At 61.5% G+C, this 15,987-nt stretch carries 12 protein-coding genes, 2 tRNA genes, 1 other RNA gene and 1 pseudogene; 8 read left to right on the plus strand and 8 right to left on the minus strand.

The genetic code is table 11. The features are described from left to right. Position 1 precedes the first annotated feature (1 nt). Together dnaX and ffs are read right to left on the minus strand one after the other, a co-directional pair. A complete protein-coding gene (dnaX, locus tag RA167_RS07320; protein WP_076785048.1) occupies positions 2-2,548 on the minus strand; it encodes a DNA polymerase III subunit gamma/tau in 2,547 nt (848 codons plus the stop codon). A gap of 151 nt (positions 2,549-2,699) precedes the next feature. Beyond that, an RNA gene (gene ffs, locus RA167_RS07325) (signal recognition particle sRNA small type) lies at positions 2,700-2,798 on the minus strand. 232 nt (positions 2,799-3,030) lie between these two features. Here ffs and trxA point away from each other — a divergent pair. The 8 genes and pseudogenes from trxA (at position 3,031) to RA167_RS07365 (ending at position 11,816) form a co-directional block, all read left to right on the plus strand. Next, positions 3,031-3,357: a thioredoxin TrxA gene (gene trxA, locus RA167_RS07330; RefSeq protein ID WP_076785049.1), complete on the plus strand. Its 327-nt coding sequence runs from the start codon at positions 3,031-3,033 to the stop codon at positions 3,355-3,357. Between the two features lie 213 nt (positions 3,358-3,570). After that, positions 3,571-4,833, plus strand: a complete 1,263-nt coding sequence (gene rho, locus RA167_RS07335; RefSeq protein WP_013435079.1) for a transcription termination factor Rho — start codon at positions 3,571-3,573, stop codon at positions 4,831-4,833. 165 nt (positions 4,834-4,998) lie between these two features. Further along, positions 4,999-5,496 (plus strand): annotated as a pseudogene (locus RA167_RS07340) (MerR family transcriptional regulator); the annotation flags it as partial. Between the two features lie 143 nt (positions 5,497-5,639). Further along, entirely contained in the window at positions 5,640-7,199 is a 1,560-nt protein-coding gene (locus RA167_RS07345) for an MFS transporter (protein WP_076785051.1), read from the plus strand. 17 nt (positions 7,200-7,216) lie between these two features. Continuing rightward, entirely contained in the window at positions 7,217-8,056 is an 840-nt protein-coding gene (locus tag RA167_RS07350) for a zinc-dependent peptidase (RefSeq protein WP_076787224.1), read from the plus strand. Positions 8,057-8,171: 115 nt separating this feature from the next. Continuing rightward, positions 8,172-8,438, plus strand: coding sequence for a type B 50S ribosomal protein L31 (locus RA167_RS07355; RefSeq protein ID WP_076787226.1), 267 nt, complete (start codon positions 8,172-8,174; stop codon positions 8,436-8,438). A gap of 188 nt (positions 8,439-8,626) precedes the next feature. Further along, positions 8,627-10,384 carry an ArnT family glycosyltransferase gene (locus RA167_RS07360; RefSeq protein ID WP_076785052.1) on the plus strand — a complete coding sequence of 586 codons (1,758 nt, stop codon included), beginning with the start codon at positions 8,627-8,629 and terminating at the stop codon, positions 10,382-10,384. Positions 10,385-10,469: 85 nt separating this feature from the next. Next, on the plus strand, positions 10,470-11,816 hold the full coding sequence (locus RA167_RS07365) for an MATE family efflux transporter (RefSeq protein ID WP_076785053.1): 1,347 nt from the start codon (positions 10,470-10,472) through the stop codon (positions 11,814-11,816). 133 nt (positions 11,817-11,949) lie between these two features. Here the strand turns inward: RA167_RS07365 and RA167_RS07370 are convergent. From RA167_RS07370 to ltrA, 6 genes are all read right to left on the minus strand, one after another. After that, positions 11,950-12,026 (minus strand) — tRNA-Asp (locus RA167_RS07370). 77 nt (positions 12,027-12,103) lie between these two features. Further along, positions 12,104-12,179: transfer RNA gene (locus tag RA167_RS07375), tRNA-Glu, on the minus strand. A gap of 576 nt (positions 12,180-12,755) precedes the next feature. Continuing rightward, positions 12,756-12,977: a transcriptional regulator gene (locus RA167_RS07380; RefSeq protein ID WP_083705955.1), complete on the minus strand. Its 222-nt coding sequence runs from the start codon at positions 12,975-12,977 to the stop codon at positions 12,756-12,758. After that, entirely contained in the window at positions 12,974-13,231 is a 258-nt protein-coding gene (locus RA167_RS07385) for a DUF2442 domain-containing protein (protein ID WP_083705956.1), read from the minus strand. Before RA167_RS07385 ends, RA167_RS07380 begins: the two co-directional genes overlap by 4 nt. A gap of 5 nt (positions 13,232-13,236) precedes the next feature. Then, positions 13,237-13,521, minus strand: coding sequence for a DUF4160 domain-containing protein (locus tag RA167_RS07390; protein ID WP_237574255.1), 285 nt, complete (start codon positions 13,519-13,521; stop codon positions 13,237-13,239). A 279-nt stretch (positions 13,522-13,800) separates the two neighbouring features. Then, complete coding sequence (gene ltrA / locus RA167_RS07395) at positions 13,801-15,333, minus strand: group II intron reverse transcriptase/maturase (protein ID WP_338876618.1); 1,533 nt, start codon at positions 15,331-15,333, stop codon at positions 13,801-13,803. Positions 15,334-15,987: the final 654 nt, after the last annotated feature.

Genomic DNA, 15,987 nt, shown 5'->3' on the forward strand with positions numbered 1-15,987 from the left:
GTCATGCGCTGGATGCGCGGTGGTCAACGCCAAGCGGGCGAATGGAACCCGGCACGATCGTCGCGCCGAACTCGCGGATCAGCGTCTGCACGAACGGGTCCGCGTTGATCTCGCGCTCGGCTTGCTGCTGTTGCTGCGCGCGCCGCGCGACCTCCACGGCTGCGGCCGTGCGGCGTGCTGGGCCAACCGATACGGTCACGCGCACCAGCCTGCCTAGGGCCGCTTCGAGCGCGGCCTTCAGCTTGCCGGCATGTGCCGCGTCCGCATATTGCGGCACCGGCACACGCAATGTCAGCTCGTCACCGTCACACGCCATAAGCTCACTGTGAAACGCAAGCTGGTACGCAATGCCGCGCAGCGACAGTGATGCGGCCAATGTCGGCCAGTCGCCGTCGTAGCCGAGCGGTGCAAGCGACACAGCCGACGGCAACGGCGTATCATCGACTGGTGCCGGCGACTGCACGGCAGCCGGCACGTCGGGCGCCGAGTCATCCGCCAGCGCGGCGAAACTGGGCTCGCCGACATCGAAGGCGCCGTCATACGCAGACAGCGGCACGAACTCGTCGTCGGGCGGCGTGTCATCCCAGGGCGCCACCGCCGGCGCCGAGGCGCGAGTAGGGCCCTGTGCGTCGCCCGCGCCGGGGGCCGCACCCGACGCGCGCGTCGCGCCACCTGACGCGGCAGCGACCCGCTGTTGGCCCTTGCTGCGCGGCACCGGGCGCCGGGTGCCGGCGGCAGCGCTGGCCGCCAGCCGTTCGGCGAGCTGTGCTGCCGCGGACGCCGCTTTCGCGCGAGGCGGCGCGGCGGTGCCGTCGCCGTCCGCACCCGGCGCCGTCGTCGCCTCAGATCGGATGGCGCCCGACGCAGCCGCCGGCGCACGGCCGCGCTCGCTTGAAACGCGGATTCCCTTGCCCCGCAGCATGCCAAGCGCCGCGCTGGCCGGACTGCCGGCGCGCGATGGGTCCGGGTGCGAAGAAACCGGTTGTGGCGACGATGGAGCGGCAACGTCCTCCTGCAATGCGGGTTGGCTCGGATTGGCCTCGACCGCGTCCGTCGGACCATCATCCGTGTGGGGCACGCTGGTCCCCTCCAGCTGCGTCTGGGCCGCGCCCATGCCGGTCGCATCAGTGTTGGCGGTGCTCGTCTGCGTCGCGTTCGTGCACGCCACCGCCATGCGGACCCCTTCCTGCATTGCCTCATCCGCGTCAGCCCCGCCGCGCGCAGCCGCAGGTACGCCAGGCGAACGTGCAGCCGTCTGCACCGCCTCGACGGCATGGGTGGGCATGGCGAAAGCCTGAGCCTGCGTCGCTGCACGGGCGTGCAAGCGCTGTGCAGGTTCGCGTTGCGTGGCGCCGACGGCGCGCGCGTCACTGGCTGTCGGGCCGCCGCCGGCGCCCGGCGCGCCTGCCTCTGGCGTGCCGGCTGCCGGCGGCATATCCGCCGGTACACGCCCGCTTATCACGTCGACAGTACCGAACGCAAGCATGCGCAACAGCGCCATCGTGAAACCGGCATACTCATCTGGGGCCAGCCCCAGTTCAGCGCGACCAATCGTCGCGATCTGGTAATAGAGCTGCACGGCTTCGGGCGTCAGCTGCTGCGCAAAACGCCGGACGTCCGCTGCTTCCGGCCATTCGTCCAGCACCGAGTCGGGCACCACCTGCGCCCACGCAATCCGATGCAGCAGGCTGGACAAATCCTGCAGCGCGGTCGAGAACGACAGGCTGCGCGCTGCCATCTCGTCAGCCACCGAGCGCACCGCGGCGCCGTCGCGCACGGCAACCGCATCCAGCAAGCGCACCAGGTAGCTTTGGTCCAGTGCGCCGAGCATGCCCCGCACGGCCTGTTCGGTTACCGCGCCTGCCGCGTACGCAATTGCCTGGTCGGTCAACGACAGCGCATCGCGCATGCTACCGTCCGCGGCGCGCGACAACAGGCGCAGCGCTTGCGTTTCGAAACCGATACCCTCGTCGGCCAGGATACGTTCCAGGTGCGACACGATATGGCCTGCCGGCATCTGTTTGAGATTGAACTGCAAACAGCGCGATAACACGGTGACAGGAATCTTCTGCGGATCCGTCGTCGCGAGAATGAACTTTACATGCGCCGGTGGCTCCTCGAGCGTCTTGAGCATCGAGTTGAACGCGTGATGGGTCAACATGTGGACTTCGTCAATCATGTAGACCTTGAAACGCGCATCGACCGGCGCGTAGACGGCGCGCTCGAGCAGCGCTGCCATCTCGTCGACGCCCCGGTTGCTGGCTGCATCCATTTCAACGTAGTCGACGAAGCGCCCTTCGTCGATTTCGCGACACGCCTTGCATACGCCGCATGGCGTGGCGGTAATGCCGGCCTCGCAATTAAGCGCCTTGGCCAAGATCCGCGACAGCGTGGTCTTGCCAACGCCGCGCGTGCCGGTGAACAAATAAGCGTGATGCAGCCGCTGCGCTTGAAGCGCATGGGTGAGCGCGCGCACCACGTGCTCCTGGCCGACGAGCGATGCGAAATCCCTGGGCCGCCACTTGCGTGCGAGAACTTGATAGATCATCACGAAATTGTATCAGCAACGCTCGCGCGTACCACGCGCGGAGTCGGCCGCGCACCACCGGAGCGCATGACACGACTGCACGTTGCGTTGACACTGGCAATGATGGGAGCGGAAGCAGAACAGCCCGATCGGGCAATCGGAGAAAGAGGAAGGTGACGAGCCCAACCCTCGGCACTGGCAGAAAACGGCTGTGGCTGCTTCGTTCCCGACCTGACCCGGTTGACCGCGCCACCATGCGAGGAGGCCCGTCACCGCGTATTCTAGCACTGGATCGCATCGTGACGCCACTGTGCACGATGGGAAGCGAATTACGTTAAGATGACGGCTGAATGACCTGCGAATGGGCGGGCGGATCCCGCCGTTGCGCTTCGCGAGGGCCGCCGCGCGGCAGCAGCATGCCGCCGGACGGGTTTTTGGAGATTGGGCATATCGGGGGGCCATCATGAGGCCGCACCTCGGGTGCCTTTAGAGGTAACGCGATAATGAGCGAACAAATCAAGCACATCACCGATGCTTCTTTCGAACAGGACGTCCTCAAGTCGGACAAGCCCGTCCTTCTCGACTTCTGGGCGGAATGGTGCGGCCCGTGCAAGATGATTGCGCCGCTACTGGACGAAGTAGCACGCGACTACAGCGACCGCCTGCAGGTCGCCAAGATTGATGTCGATCAGAATCCGTCGACGCCGGCCAAGTTTAGCGTGCGGGGCATTCCGACGTTGATCCTATTCAAGAACGGCGTGGTGGCCCAGACGAAGGTCGGCGCATTGTCGAAGGCCCAAATCACGGCGCTGATCGACAGCCATATCTGAGCCCCGCGGCGGCGCCCGCATCGGGACGGCGCTTGTTGCAAGGATGCAACGGGCGCCGCATCGCGACTATGCTCGAATTAGCATCGCTATGCTATGCTAAGATTAGAAAAGTTGAATACGTTTCAAATCGTATAACATCCTAACCGGGCCCGTCGCCCGACGACCCCCCTCCCCTTTCTGTCGCTTCTCCTCTTTCCCTGGCGGGATTCCTGTATGCATTTATCCGAGCTCAAGTCGCAACACGTATCTGCTTTGATCGAAATGGCCAATGGCCTGGAGATCGAAAACGCGAACCGCCTGCGTAAACAGGAGTTGATGTTCGCAATTCTGAAAAAGCGCGCCAAGACGGGTGAAACCATCTTCGGCGACGGCACCCTCGAAGTGCTGCCGGACGGTTTTGGCTTTTTACGCTCGCCCGAGACATCGTATCTGGCAAGCACCGACGACATCTACATCAGTCCGTCGCAAATCCGCCGTTTCAACCTGCACACCGGCGACACGATCGAAGGCGAGGTACGTACGCCGAAAGACGGCGAGCGGTATTTCGCGCTGGTCAAGGTCGACAAAGTCAACGGACAGCCGCCCGAGGCCTCGAAACACAAGATCATGTTCGAGAACCTCACGCCGCTGCATCCAAACAAGCCGCTGTCGCTCGAGCGCGACGTGCGCGGCGAGGAAAATATCACCAGCCGCATCATCGACATGATTGCACCGATCGGCAAAGGCCAGCGCGGACTGCTGGTCGCGTCGCCGAAGTCGGGCAAGACCGTGATGCTGCAGCACATCGCGCATGCGATTAAGTCAAACCATCCGGACGTCACATTGTTCGTGCTGCTGATCGACGAGCGCCCGGAAGAAGTCACTGAAATGCAGCGCTCGGTGGCCGGCGAGGTGATTGCGTCCACGTTTGACGAACCCGCATCGCGTCACGTGCAAGTCGCCGAAATGGTAATCGAGAAGGCTAAGCGGCTGGTCGAGATGAAGCACGACGTGGTGATCCTGCTGGACTCGATCACGCGGCTCGCACGCGCCTATAACACCGTGGTGCCGGCCTCGGGCAAGGTCTTGACCGGGGGCGTCGACGCCAATGCGCTGCAACGCCCGAAACGCTTCTTCGGTGCGGCGCGCAATGTGGAAGAAGGTGGTTCGCTGACGATCATCGGCACTGCGCTGATTGAAACCGGCAGCCGCATGGACGACGTGATCTATGAGGAGTTTAAGGGCACCGGCAACATGGAGGTGCATCTGGAACGGCGCCTCGCGGAAAAGCGGGTCTATCCGTCGATCAACCTGAACAAATCGGGCACCCGTCGCGAGGAATTGCTGATCAAGCCAGAAATCCTGCAAAAGATTTGGGTGCTGCGTAAGTTCATCCATGACATGGATGAAATCGAAGCCATGGAATTCCTGCTCGACAAGCTGAAGCAGACCAAGAGCAATTCGGAGTTCTTCGACATGATGCGCCGCGGCGGTTAAGCGCAGCACGCGCGTCGCCGATCCGCCTGGCCGCCGGCGTGGCACTCAGGCGGCTGACGAACCCCATGTTTTCGGAACATGGGGTTTGTTTTTTCATGCGGCTGCGCTGTTGGCACGGTATGGCACATATAATCGGTTTTCCCCCTCGTCGAACCGAACCGCGCGATGCGCCCTGCCGATCCCCCTTACGCACTGGTGACCGTCAGCGAAGCCGCCACTCGGCTCGGCGTGACACCGCGTACGCTGAAGTACTATGAGGAACTGGGATTAGCCACGCCCACCCGCAGCAAGGGACGTTACCGGCTGTACGAGCAAACCGATCTCGATCGCTTCGCGCGCATTTTGCGGATGCGCTCATTGGGTTTTTCACTCACGGCGATCACTGCGCTGCTAAAGCAACCGTTCGAGGCGCCGGCCAGCGAGAACCACCCGCGTCTGTCGCCTGCCGCGCTCGCCGCATGGCGCGCCTCACTGGCCACGCAGTTGGACATCCTGGATCGACGTGTCGCCCAGATGCGCAACGAACTGAAAACCGCACAAGCGCTACGGACGCAGTTACGGCACGACCTGGACTATGTCGACCAGCGACTTGCTGGCATCCCGGTGGACGTTGCGCTACAGCGGCGCAAGGCGCGTGGCGGCGCCCGTGGGCGGGGCGGCACGAAGACGGTACCGGCAAGCGGAACCGCCAGACCGCTCAACACTGGCCACGAAAGCCAAGTCATCCGCGATGCCGACGCGGCGCTGGCCTGTCAGCGTCCAGTATCCCACCCCGCGCCACGTGGGCTGAGCCACGGCGGCAACCGATGAACGCCGCTCCGGCAACCAGCGCCGCAGCCGCACACGCATCCCACCACGGCAACGCGGTGATGTCATGGGTGCTCGCGGCGGTCATCGGGCTAGACTATTTCGACAATGCCATTTTCTCGTTCTTCGCTACCTACATCGCCGGCGGCATCAACGCATCCCCCGACGAACTGGTGTGGGCCTCGAGCGCCTATGCGCTGGGCGCTGTGCTGGGCATCCTGCAACAGCATTGGTGGGTCGAGCGAATCGGCTATCGCCGCTACATCGCCGGATGCATGGGTCTCTACAGTGCCGGCGCGTTGCTGGCGGCGCTCTGCGACAGCTCCGCAGAACTGCTGTTCGCGCGAGGCATACAGGGCTACTTCGTGGGTCCGATGCTCGGCGCATGCCGGATCCTGATCCAGATCAGCTTCACCGCGCAGCGCCGAGCCGACGCGCTGCGGGTGTTTCTTACGCTGATCGTCTTGGGCAGTGCGCTCGCCCCGATCGCTGGCGCATGGCTGGTGTCGCATTTCGACTGGCGGGCACTCTTCGCTTGCACTGCGCCCGCGGGCTTCGTGCTCGGCGTGCTCGCGCTGTTGTCGCTGCCCGATACTGGGGACGTCGATCCGGCGCACCGCACCGAGCCGCACTATTGGGCCTATCTGGTGTTCGCATTCGCGCAGGCCGCGTTGCAGATTGTCATGACGCAGCTGCGCTTCCAGCTGTTCACCGGCTCGCCTGGCTTGATCGTATTGACCGTATGCGGCATTGCCGGACTCGCCTGGTTTGTCCACCACCAATGGCATCACCCGGCGCCGCTGGTACGCATGCACGCGCTGCGCGAGCCTACGTTTCAGGTCGGGCTGGTGCTCTATGTGTTCTACTACTACCTATCGACGGGGTTCAGCTACCTGCTGCCCCGGCTGATGGAACGCGGACTGGGTTTTACGATCGAGAGCACGGGATATTTTAACGGCGTCACATCGTTGCTATCCGGCATGCTGCTCTTTGTCTACCTGCATTATTCGAAGCACGTGCCGCGCAAGAAATGGATCATCGTGCCCGGATTCGCGCTCGCGGCATTGGCCGCGCTGTGGACAGCGCAGATGTCGCCCCAGGCCGGCCACGACGCACTCGCCGCTCCGCTGCTGCTGCGCGGCCTGTTGCTGTTGTTCATCGTGCTGCCGGTCGCGAACCTGACCTTCCGCGTCTTCGAGATTGAGGCGTTCGCCCACGGCTACCGGTTGAAGAATCTGGTGCGGCAACTCGCCATCTCATTCGCCACCGCGTCGATCATCATGCTCGAGCAGCATCGGCTCGCGCTGCATGAAACCCGCCTCGTCGAAGCCGCCAACCCATACAATCCGATTTTTTCTGCGGCACTGGACACGCTCAGCCGCAGCGTACTGGCCACCGGCAATCCGTCCGGTGATTCGCACGGCGTCGCCATCGCGCTGCTCGCCCGCAGTGTCGCGCAGCAGGCGAATTTCCTCGCTTCGCTGGATGGCTTTTACTTTCTTGCCGCGATAGCGCTCGTCGGCGGGTTGTTCGCTGCATGGCAGCGTGCATTGGACTGAATCGCGGGCAGGACCCGATGTTCAGCAAAGTCTCCGGCTGGCTCGAGCGACGGCGCCGCGAGCGCGCGCTGCGCGAGTTCGCGATTTCTGACGCGCTATGGGCACACACCTGCGCGCGGCTGCCATTCCTATGCTATTTGACCGACGGCGATCAGGCGCGGCTGCGCGAGCTGGTCAGCCTGTTCCTGGCGCAAAAGACGTTCACGACCACACACGCGCTCGAGTTGACCGACGAGATCTGCGTGGACATTGCCACGCAGGCCTGCCTGCCGGTGCTGAACCTGGGCTTGGAGCTGTATCGCGGATGGGTCGGCATCATCGTCTACCCAGGCGAGTTTGTGATCCGCAAGACCGTCGAAGACGAAGCCGGTGTGGTCCATGAGATCACGCAGGATGCCAGCGGCGAAGCGTGGGAAGGCGGCCCGGTGATCCTGTCCTGGGAAGACGTGCAGATGACCGATGGTCGCGATGCGTACAACGTCGTGATCCACGAGTTCGCCCACAAGATCGACATGCTGGACGGCGATGCCGACGGCCATCCGCCGCTGATTCGCCGCTGGCATGCAGCGCTGGAGTGCACTGAATGGGGCGACATCTTCGATAACGCGTACGATCAGTTCTGCGCGCGCGTGGACGCGGTTCCACCGCACCTCTGGGCACGCCTGGAGCGCGATTCGCTGATCGACCCGTATGCCGCCGAACACCCGTCGGAATTCTTCGCGGTCTGCAGCGAGGCGCTGTTCGTGCGGCCACACGCCTTCGCTGAGCAGTATCCGCAGCTGTACCGGCTGCTCGCGCGCTATTATCGACAGGACCCAGCCGGCACCGGGATCCTGAAAAATTCGCCAACCAACTGATTTTCGGGCATAATTCTGCCTTTTCCACCTTCGGAAAGTGGCTCGCGCACCGGCAGCGGACTGTCGACAGGGTGACGCGGCGGGCTGGCTACCGCTTGAAACCAAGGAACGTATCATGAAGACAGGCATTCACCCCGATATCCGCGAGGTCGTGTTCCAGGACATGTCCAACGGCAAGACGTTCATCATCAGTTCAACGATCCAGACGCGTGAGACGATCGAGCTTGACGGCAAAACCTATCCGCTCGCTAAGGTTGAAGTGTCTTCCGAATCGCACCCTTTCTACACGGGCGAGCAGAACAAGTTCATGGATACGACCGGCCGCGTCGAGAAGTTCCGCCAAAAGTTTGGCAACCGTGCCGGCGCGAAGGTCGCGAAGTAAGCCCGGCCGCGGAGCGGCCGCCCGCGCTGGCGGCCACCCGGTACCTGGCAACGCCGCTTGCGGCGCGCCGCGCAGGCCGGGACAATTTCCATCAAGGGCAGCCTCGGCTGCCCTTTTCTGTCAACGGCACCCGCAGCACGACTACACTGCTGGATCGCCGATCACAAGAATAGGTCCAATCGCTACGCATGAGACCCGTTGTCCGACTCACGGCCGCGGCCACCAACGCCCTGCCACGCTGGGCCTTGCTGACGATTTGCGTCGTCTATGCAGCATTCGGCCTGTTCGGCCGTGATCCTTGGAAGAACGAGGATGCCGCCGGCTTCGGCGTCATGTGGACGATGGCAAGCGGTACCTGGCGCGATTGGCTGCTGCCGAACCTGGTCGGCAAGCCCGTGACGACAGATGGGCCACTTGCCTATTGGGTCGGTGCCTCCTTTATCCGATGGCTAGATCCGCTGGTCGATCCGAGCAACGCATCGCGCCTCTACACCGGCGTGTTTTTCTGCATGACCTGCGCGTTCGTCTGGTATGGTGCGTACCTGCTTGGCCGGCGCCCAGAAGTGCAGCCGTTTAAATATGCGTTTGGCGGCGAACCGTTGCCACGAGACTACGGGCGCACGTTGGCCGATGGCGCGCTGCTGATCGTGCTGGGTTGCTTTGGGCTGGCCGAGCGCGGCCACGAGACGACGCCGCAAATCGCTGAAATGACTGCGGTCGCCATGCTGCTGTACGGGCTAGTGCGCAGCCTCGACAAGCCCTTGCAAGGTGCGGCATGGACTGGCGTTGCACTAGGTGGCATCGCATTGGCGGGCAATCCGGTGCTGGCAACCGCATTGCTCGTGGCGATCGTTGCCACGGTCGGTCTGGTCCACGGCGTCCAGACCAAGCCGTTTGCCGTGGTCACGATGCCGTTGGCCCTCGCGCTGGGGCTGGCGTGGCCACTGGTCGCGCTATGGGTGTTCCCAGCGCATGCACCGGATTTCTTACGCACGTGGTTCCACGGCAACTTCGATGAGTATGCTGGGCCGCCGTCCAAGGCGCTGTTCTACGCGATTAAGAACTTGCCCCTGTTCACATGGCCCGCATGGCCACTTGCGATCTGGTCCTGGTACAGCTGGGGCGGCCTGCGCCGCGCACCGCATGTGGCAATTCCGATGTTCGTGTTCTGGCCCCTGCTGGTGCTGGTCGTGCTGCAAAGCCATCAAACCAACCGGTTTTTCATGCTGCTGATTCCGCCGCTCGCGGTACTCGCCGCGTTCGGCCTGCCCACGCTGAAGCGCGGCGCGATCAACGCAATCGACTGGTTCGCGGTGCTCAGCTTCACAATCCTCGGCTCGTTCGTCTGGCTGGTCTGGCTCGCGAGCTTGACCGGCTTCCCGCATCCGCTAGCCCGCAACCTCGCGCGGCTGGTGCCCGGATTCCAGCCCGAATTCGCGCCCTTGTCGTTCCTGTGCGCGCTTGTCGTTACGCTCGGCTGGATCGCATTGGTACGCTGGCGCATCTCGCGGCAACCGAGGGTAATCTGGCGCAGTGTCGTGCTGACCAGCGGCGGCACGACACTGATGTGGGTGCTGCTGATGACGCTATGGTTGCCCGTGGTGAACTACAGCCGGACCTACCGTGACGTCGCCACGCAAATTGCCACGCATTTGCCATCTGACTATGCATGTATCCAGCCGGTGCGTCTGGGTAACGCTCAATTGGCGACCTTCGCGTACTTCGGCAATATGCGCTTTGCATTTGGCGATGAGGATTGCGACGTACTGCTGCGACAGGACACGCACGATTTCAGCGCGCCGGGTGCCCTGCCGCCATACGCATGGCACCTCGCATGGGAAGGACGCCGGACCGCGGATCGCGACGAGTTGTTCCGGTTGTATGTCAGGGTTGAGCGAACGAAGGCGCCACCGCACCGTGGTATGAGGCATCGCACGGTCCAATAGCCAATCCTCAAGACCATAGGCTGCCGGGTGCCGCCGGCCGATAGCCGCGCTGTCCGCTCAACCCACCGTCCAACCCACGCCCGACATGCTGACCGACGCCCGTCAAATTCTCTCCCTCGCCTGGCCCGTGCTGGTCGGCCAGTTGGCGATCATTGCGTTCGGCGTCATCGATACTGCCATGGTCGGACGGTATTGTGCCACGGACCTGGCCGCTCTTGGACTCGGCTCGTCGATCTACATCTCGGTCTATATCGGTCTGACGGGCATCCTGGTCGCGCTGCAGCCCATCGCGGCACAATTATTCGGCGCGCACCGCCACGCGCAAATCGGCGAAGAAGTACGGCAATCGGCCTGGCTCGCCATCATACTGGCGCTGCCCGGCTGTCTGCTGTTGTACTTCCCGACGCCGTTGCTGCGCATTGCCGACGCACCGCCGGAACTCAATGAGCGCGCGCTCGCCTACCTGCGCATCCTGTCGCTCGGGCTGCCGGCCAGCCTGCTGTTCCGTCTCTTTAGCTCACTATCGAATGCAGTCGCGAAGCCGCGGCCGGTCATGCTGATCCAGCTTGGCGGACTGATATTGAAGGTACCGCTCAATGCGCTGCTGATCCACGGCGCGTTCGGCCTGCCGGCGCTGGGTGGTCCAGGCGCCGCCCTCGCCAGCTCGATCATCAATTGGCTATCGGCCCTCGTCGGCATCGTGCTACTGCTGCGCGTCGATTTCTATCGCCAGTTTGCAGTGTTCGCGCAATGCTCGTGGCCTCACTGGCGGCAACAACTGGCGTTGCTCAAGCTTGGTGTCCCAATGGGCCTGTCCTACCTGATTGAAGTCACATCCTACACATTCATGGCGCTGTTCATCGCGCGTTTCGGCACCACGACGCTTGCCGGGCACCAGATTACCGGCAATGTCAGCGCAGTCCTGTATATGACACCATTGTCGATTGGCATCGCGACATCCACGCTGGTCGCCCAACGGCTCGGTGCGCGCGAATTCGCCGCTGCACGCATCCTATCCGCGCATGGGATCGGATTGGCCTCAGGCATCGCGCTGCTGTACGCAACGGTTATCATCGTGATGAGGCCGTGGCTGATCACCGCCTATACGCCCGACCCGAATGTGGTTGCCGCCGCCATGCCGCTGTTGACGATCGTCGCTGTCTACCACCTGTGCGACGCGCTGCAGATCACTACTGCGTTCGCGCTGCGTGCGTACCAGGTCGCCGTGGTCCCGACGATAATCTACGCCATCGCGCTATGGGGCGTCGGCCTGGGCGGCGGATACCTCGCCGGCTTCGACCCACTACATTGGATGCCCGCGGCACTGACTGGCGCGCGCGGCTTTTGGTACGCCAATACGCTAAGCCTCGCGCTGGCAGCGGCTGGGCTGCTGGTCTATTGGTCAAGCGTCAGCAAAAGGATACACGCATAGGCGGCGTCGCTCGGTCCAGAAGCGGGCCACCGCTGGATGCGGTGAGCACGAATGCGCATGATTCGCCGCATCATGCCAGCGGCGCCTGGCAATATGAAATAAAAAAGCCCGCATAAGCGGGCTTTTTTAACTTTGGCGGAGTGGACGGGACTCGAACCCGCGACCCCCGGCGTGACAGGCCGGTATTCTAACCAACTGAACTACCACTCCAATTCGACATCTTAGCGTGCAAGCGTTGGTTACTCTTGCATACTATACTGCGCGCACTTTTTGGTGCGCCTGATATCTGGCGTCCCCTAGGGGATTCGAACCCCTGTACTCACCGTGAAAGGGTGATGTCCTAGGCCTCTAGACGAAGGGGACATAATCTTTTCAGATTCTGTCTCGCTGTTTTGTTTAACAGCTCAGAAAGAACAACATTATAACGACGTTTTTTCCGTTTGTGAAGTCTTTTTGATCCGTTTCCTTCGTTTCAACGAAGACTTCACTCATTTCTGCCAAAACTTCACAATGTGTCCGTCTCGGAACAACGCCGCTTCCGTCATCAGCAGAGACCGAGATTATACGCAGACTGGTTTCGGGTCGGCAAGCATTTTTTCATTCATCTTGTCAGCGCAATGTGCGAATGCCCGCTCCTGCGTCGCGGCGCGACGCTCCCTGCCTGGCGTCAGCTACAACTGCCAGCAAAAGTCATTGCCGACAGACAGTTCCGGATGCCGCTGAGCGTGTAAGCGCTTGCGCGCTTCCCACTAACTGTTGATTTCGTGAACCAAAATTGCTCACTGGAAGCGCCGCGCGCTCAACCAAAGCCATGCGCAGCATGGCAACTTCAGCAGATGTATTTCGTCGCATCGGAAACGATACCGACATGCGCTTTCGTTACGTATCGTCTATGTTCCGCAGGTCGATGTGTGCACCGACATGACCGGTGTTGACGCTTCAAGCGCTTTTTGATTGATGCTCCAGGATCTCCCGCATGAACTTCCACGCCATGTTGGGCATGCTCCGATACTCGTTAGAATCAGGCGAAAGTAGCCAGTTATCCAATGTGCGCTTCTTCGTGCCGATCCGCTCCGCGAACTGCTCGCGCGTCATGCCCAGCTCACTCATCGCGTGACGCAAAAACTCCTGCTGCGTTTGAGGCGGCACTCCCTTCTTCACGCTGCGATCCCCGACTTGTGCCCGTTCACTTCGTCATACATCGCGTCGGGCGCGATATCGACGCCGTTCGGCCAGACCACCACGCCATCGCGAATCGTTGCCTGCGCAAAATATGACTCATCAGCCAGCGGGGCGAACACGCCGCTGAAATCGTCCTTCGACATGTCGACCACGCCTCGCAGACCGTCCGCAAACGAAACTTCGAGTCGATGACCCGGTAACACCTTCAACGCGGTTATGTTCCATGCAATCATGATGCTCACTCCAAAGGAAGAATGGGTTTCGGTGTCGCGAGGGCGCGGCACAGTTCCCAATTCTCGTTGAGTTCGGCCCGGTGCTCCGATGCCCATTCCAACACGAGCGCGAGCGCCCGCTTCGGCAGTGATCCCCGGATAACCTCCAGCGTATCGATGCGGATTAGCGCCTCAAGATCGCCATACCGGGCGTGGAAGTGGGCTGGGTTGTGATCTCGCCAGTACATGCTGATGACGATTCCGAAAAAGGTGCTGATTGTAGGCACACGGGCTCCCCAGGAAATACTCATTGAGTATATTAACTTATTTCGCCTGGGCGCGTCGAGCTATCGATTCATTCCGCGCACAATAGAAGCGAGCGTTACCGGATCGCCGCCCACAAGACGTGGTCATCGACGAACTGACGCGCCAGCCAACGATGCGACGGGCGAACACGTCGATCACGAACGCCACGTACAACCAGCCCTGCCATGTCGAAAGTGGAGTAAGAGGCAGGGCGTAGTCGAACTATCTCCCTGCCTCTCCTCCCCGAACCGGACTTGCACCTCTCAGCGCATCCGGCTCTCCATTCAAGCGTTGCTCATAGCAAAGGCGACATCGGCATAGCGCGACTCGATGGTGTTCCGGGCCTCATCGCACATAATGTACGGATTTTCCGACGGCGTACGCCACCTGAATTGGCCCTTCCGGCTGGTAACAAGACGCCGAAGCGCCACCACCCCATACCAACCTCGACTGTTTTGGCCTTGCAGCACCCATGTCGTAGCCTGTCCCGGTTCTGGTGCCCGGATATAGTCACGCATCAGCGAACTGAACCCGCGCCGATACCTGGGCGCGAGCCAGTAGCCGAATTTCCAGAAGACCGTGCGGTCCAGTTTTCTAAACATGGTGGCCGTGAAGTCGGTGTATTGATAGAAGGCAGCCCAGCCGGCGATCTGCCGGTTCAGGCTCTCCATCAGATCCATCCGGTTCATGCCATAGTTGCCTGATAGTTGCTTGACGAGCCTCGAGGCAAAGCCTCGATACTTCTCCCACGGAATGGTCGTTACAGGCCGCATGCGACCGCGTGATCCACGCTTGCGTATGATTCGGTGACCAAGGAAGACAAAGCCATCGTTTACATGCGTGATATGAGTCTTCTCCATATTCAGCGTGAGCTTCAGTTCTCCTTCGAGAAACTCTCGGCATGCTTCGCGCACTGCCTCGGCATGTTCCCGTGTTCCTTTGACCACGATCACAAAGTCGTCTGCATACCGACAGTAGGCGACAGCTGGTTTCCACTGGCGGTTTTCTCGCACAGTAATCGGACGCTGTTTGAAAATGGCGAAGTTCCACGCCCACCGATCTTTGCGCACCTTCTTGCCCAGGTAGTTCCTTTCCATCCACGCATCGAATTCGTGTAACATGATGTTGGATAACAGGGGTGAGATGATACCGCCCTGAGGAACGCCTTCACTCGCGGCACGAAACAGATCACGATCAACGCACCCCGCCTTGATAAATTTCCACAGCAAGGCAAGAAAGCGCTGGTCGGCAATCTGCTTGCGGATCCCCTTTAGAAGAAGACGATGATGAACGGTGTCAAAGTAACTGGCGAGATCACCCTCGATAACCCAGCGACCGGAGACACTGTGTTCGCCACCGTCTTGTAGCTGAAGCTTCACCGTGCGAATCGCGTGATGAACACTACGGGCCGGTCTGAAGCCATATGAAGCCGGATGGAAATCGCTTACCCATATCGGCTCCATCGCCATCAGCATGGCCCGTTGTACGATCCGATCACGCAGGCTCGGAATGCCAAGCGGCCTGAGCTTGCCGTTCGCTTTCGGTATGTACACGCGTCGTGCGGGCAGCGGACTATACGATCCCGCCAGCAGTTCTTCGCGTATCCTCGCCAGTTCATGCTGGAGATTTGCTTCCAACGTGCGTCTGTCGACTCCGTCCACACCCGGCGTGCGAGCTCCGCTGGATACCAGCGTAATGCGAGCCGCTTCGCTCAGCCAATCTCTATCGGCAATCAGCCTCAGGAGTCGATTGAACTTGCGCTCTTTGTTCTCCGTTGACCACGTCGCCAGTTTGCTTTGCATTTCACTGATTATCAAAGGTCTTCACCTCACTATGGTCAGTTAATTAACCAAGCAAACCACTTCAACTGCCTCCCTTCGCCGTGTGGCCGGCTCCCCCGACCTCGGACTACTACGGAGGCTCCGCCAGCCTGCACGTCATCGGGGGCACACTCCCTTGGCATCCGTGCAGACCTTCCCCAGTTCACATGTCGGACTCAACGCATGGGCGAGGTTACCTGTCGCAGTCTTTATCCTTGCTTGCCGCAAGTCCTCGCGAACACCACGGTCTAGCTGCGCGCTCCCCGTGGTTCCCTGCCGACCAGCATACATATCCAGTCAGCCCTCGTGCTGCCGGGCCATACGTGTAACCGGCAACAGTGCGCGTTCTGCCCATAAAGCGGTGTGGGCAGAGGTGACACTTCAACCCTCAGATGCGGTTTAACAGGTTCGTGTTCCTCAACCGTCCCATGCTCAGCCTGGAGGCTCATCTTGGCGTAACCGCTTCGCCGCAAGCCCCGTTTCCCACGGACTACGTCACCTTGCCAGTGTCGGCAAGTCACCGCCGCTTCGGCTCACTTCCTCTCGCAGCAGAGGAAGGGCATGTCCCAGTGCTACAACATCAATTCCTCCGGGTACTGCATTCCAGACATGCTCAAGCAGCTCACCCCCCGTACGGACGGGCTACGCTGG

The organism is Mycetohabitans endofungorum (assembly GCF_037477895.1).
GTDB lineage: Bacteria > Pseudomonadota > Gammaproteobacteria > Burkholderiales > Burkholderiaceae > Mycetohabitans.